Source organism: Thermoplasmata archaeon, from assembly GCA_035632695.1.
Lineage (GTDB): Archaea > Thermoplasmatota > Thermoplasmata > RBG-16-68-12 > RBG-16-68-12 > RBG-16-68-12.
Window position 1 is genome coordinate 1 of the sequence record DASQGG010000208.1, and the last position, 3,728, is coordinate 3,728.

The window sequence follows — 3,728 nt, forward strand, 5'->3', positions numbered from 1 at the left end:
GGGGGTTGCTAGACACATAAGAATCTTAGGCCGCGACTCCTGAGAGCGAAAGGATTGCGGGAAGCTCTGCGCATAACTATTTATCGAAAAGGCCGCATCGCTCGCGTTCGGTGGACCTTTCCGCCCCTGCGATCCTGAAGAAACTGGAGGCATTCCGCAAGACGGAGTGGTTCAACGTCCTCCTTGTGATCGTCCTCGGGCTCGTCGCGGTCGGGCTCTTCCAGTTCACCACGATCGGCGGCATCGGGGTGTGCCTCGGGATCATCCTGCCCCCCGTGACCGTCTTCGTGATCCCGTACTGGCTCGGCGAACGGAGGATGAAACGCCTCGCCCTGTACATCGTCCCCGTCCTGGTCATCGCGCTGATCCTCATCGCGGCGCTCCAGACCCAGGCGGTCGTGGGCCAGGGCAAGCCCAATCTGTCCAGCGGGGTCGACCCCGCGACGCCCGCGGCGCGCCTCCCCGCGATCACCCTCTGGAACGGCACCGTGGACCCCTTCAACGCGCCCTCGGCGAACGCGACGTACGCCTTCCACGTCCGCCTGAAACAGGGCCCGGGCGCCAACCTCTCGCGGGCGAGCGTATACCTGAACATGTCCGAGCTGGCGGGCCTCTCGGACAACCTGCTCTCGCCCATCCCCATGGTCAAGGACTCGTCGCGCAATGCGACGAACGGTACGTGGTACGTCGCCTGGCGACCCCTCGACACGAACGTCTACGCGTTCCAGTTCTTCGCGAGCGACGGCCGAGGCAACCAGACGTTCTCCTCCCCGGTCCTGGCCCCCGTCCTCGCGCCCTGGAGCAACTTCTACGGGATCTGGCTCGTCTCCATCGGCGAGTTCATGATCTATCCGGCCTCCTTCTACTTCGTCATCCTGTTCATGTACTGGTACACGATTCGTACGCGGCGCCTCCGGGAGCGCATGATCCAGGCGCGCGGAGAGAAGCTCGACCTCAAGAAGGAGGGCGCCAAGGAAGGCGAGGTCGCGGTCAAGGATGCGACCGCGAAGCCCCCCGCTCCCACGCGCGAGAAATCGCGGAAGGTGGCCGCCTTTACGTGCACGAACTGCGGGGCGGACGTCACGGATGCGGACACGAAGTGCCCGAAGTGCGGCGCGGTCTTCGAGGACTAGTCGTCACGGGGTTTGCCACTTTCATCCATCCCTCCCGAGCTCCTTCATGGTGTGGGCCGACGCTCGCCCCCTAAACCTTATGTACGCATGCCCGGTATGCCGACCCGGGATGGGAACGCCCACGGGCACTCCCTGCCACGCACCGTGATTCTATGCCCGCGACCTCGATAGCGGAAGAGCTGGCGAAGAAGCAGCGCGAGATCAGCGTCTCCGAGTTCTTCGAACGGAACAAACAGATCCTCGGCTACGACTCGCCGACGAAGGCCCTGCTGACCGTGGTCAAGGAGGGCGTGGACAACAGCGCGGATGCCGCCGCGGATGCGGATATTCTGCCAGACATCTTCGTGGAGGTTCGCAAGGTCGACAAGGATGAGTTCCTAGTAATCATCGAAGACAACGGTCCGGGCATCGTGAAGCGCGAGGTGCCGAATGTCTTCGGACGGCTGCTCTACGGATCGCGGTTCCACTCCCGCAGGCAAAGCCTGCATCCGTCCGAACCTGTCTTCCTCCTCCGGAGTGGGCGAGCCACCCTCGCGCCAATCGGGACCCTAGGCGAACGGTTCTTCGAGGAGGGCGAGGAGGGCGCCATCCCTCTCCCCGAGGGGATGCTAGCCCCTTGTTTCTCCAGAACCACGGGGCGGGTCCGATGGCAGCCTGTCACCCACATCATACGACATCGCACGGCGCACCCCGTAGTCCGAATCGGCCTCGACCATGGTGGGCAGGTGCGCGTTACCGCGAACCACAGTCTCTTCTCCTTCGATGCCGTGAAAGGTCTCCATCATGTGGAGGCCGGGCGATTGCGTCCTGGGGACTACGTCCTGACGCCCCGCTCGCTCCCTGAGGTTCCGGAGGACTCTCGCGCCCTGAGCCTCAACCTCATGGAGCACATCCCACAGGGCCTGGCGGTGGGTCACCGTTGGTACGTGTACGGTGTCTCCGACCGGATCCTGGCGGAGATCGAGTCAAGTCCGAAAATACGCCAACGGATTGACCCGCGGTCGAAGAAGCTCCAGTACTTCTACGTCTACCGAAATGTGGCAATCCCGGTCGAGAACTTCCGAGCCTCTTACCGCAATCGGAAGTTTCTGCCGCTCTGGTTCGTCCTCGCGACCCGCTTGCAGAGCGAACTCCTCGGGACCAGGTTGAGGACCTACCAGACGGGGACCGGCCGACCGCTCGATGTACCTGCCGAGGCAACCCTCTCGAAGGATCTTGCATGGTTACTCGGGTTGTACGTGGCCGAGGGCCACGCTGGCGCACGGCAAGGAGCTCTCACGCTGGGTCTCCATGAGGAACATGTTGCAGCGCGGGCCGAACGGATCCTGCGAGAAACGTTCCACGTGCGCACGAAGATGTGGACCCGAAAAAACAGCCTCCGCATTTCGTTCTACAGCGATGTCATCTGTCTACTCTTGCGCCGTTGGTGCGGGTCTGGCGCGATTGCGAAGCATGTCCCCGAATTCATCTTCCGCGCGCCCCGAGCCATTCGACGCGCGTTCATGGTGGGCATGATTACGGGGGACGGTTCCAACGCTCATCCGGGCAACCAACTCGATTACTCCACGATCAGTCCGCGCCTAGCCAACGAACTCGCGTACCTCTGGCGGATGGAAGGCGTCGCGGCCAGCGTAAAGGAAGTCAACGGAGGCAGCCTCGGTCGCCGCCCAAAGCGGGGGCACCGCGTCTCCGTGTTTGGGGAGGATCTCCGCGTGCTTCCGGAATTTCCCCTGAAGAGACGGTTGTCATCGAATAAGTATCGGAGGTTTCCCACCGGACAGACGGGGCCGGGGATCCGAACCCAGCGCTCGCGCGTGGTTGCTAGCCGGGCGGGTGGCCTTAGCGCCTTTGTGGGAGCGAACCTTCGATTCGCGCAGAACTACCTGGACCGTTTGGAGGGGCGTCCCGTGCCACGGCGCCGGGGACGCTTCGATTTCGCACTCCGGGCGAAGGGCTATATCGACGCGTCTAACCGGCCCACGGAAACCGCCCTGCAGGTGCTGGCCGCCGCATCCGCGGTAGAATGGTTCGGCACGACCGACCTGGCATTTGCACGCGTAGAATCCGTCGAATCGGTCATCACGCCGGAATGGGTCTACGATTTGTCCGTTCCCGGCGATGGAATGGACGAGAACTTCGTGGCGGGGGACCATGGGCCCCTCTTCGTCAAGAACAGTCGCGGCCAGCAAGGCCTCGGAATCTCCGGTGCGGTAATGTACGGTCAGGTGACGACAGGAAAGGCCACCAAGGTTACGTCCAAGATTGAGGAGGAAGACACGGCCTACTATGTCGAACTCATTGTGGACACGAAGAGGAACCTCCCTTCGAAGGTGCGCGAAGACCGCGTCGTATGGGAGCGCGCCCATGGTACCCGAGTGGAAATTCCTCTTAAGGGACGATATGTCGGCGGCAAGCAATCGATCCTTGAATACCTGAAGGCCACGGCCATCGTGAACCCGCACGCGCGGATCACCTACAAACCGCCTGAGGGGGACCCCATTGTGTTCGAGCGGGCCACGGAAGAGTTACCGCCGAAAACCAAGGAAATCCCGCCGCACCCCCACGGCATCGAGCTCGGCACCCTGATGCAGATGA

At 62.7% G+C, this 3,728-nt stretch carries 2 protein-coding genes; both read left to right on the forward strand.

Going from position 1 to position 3,728, the window contains the following annotated elements; all coding sequences use genetic code 11:
* Positions 1-110 precede the first annotated feature (110 nt).
* Entirely contained in the window at positions 111-1,133 is a 1,023-nt protein-coding gene (locus VEY12_12940; GenBank protein HYM41027.1) for a zinc ribbon domain-containing protein, read from the forward strand.
* Between the two features lie 152 nt (positions 1,134-1,285).
* The coding region (locus tag VEY12_12945) for an ATP-binding protein (GenBank protein ID HYM41028.1) at positions 1,286-3,728 on the forward strand (2,443 nt) is incomplete at its 3' end.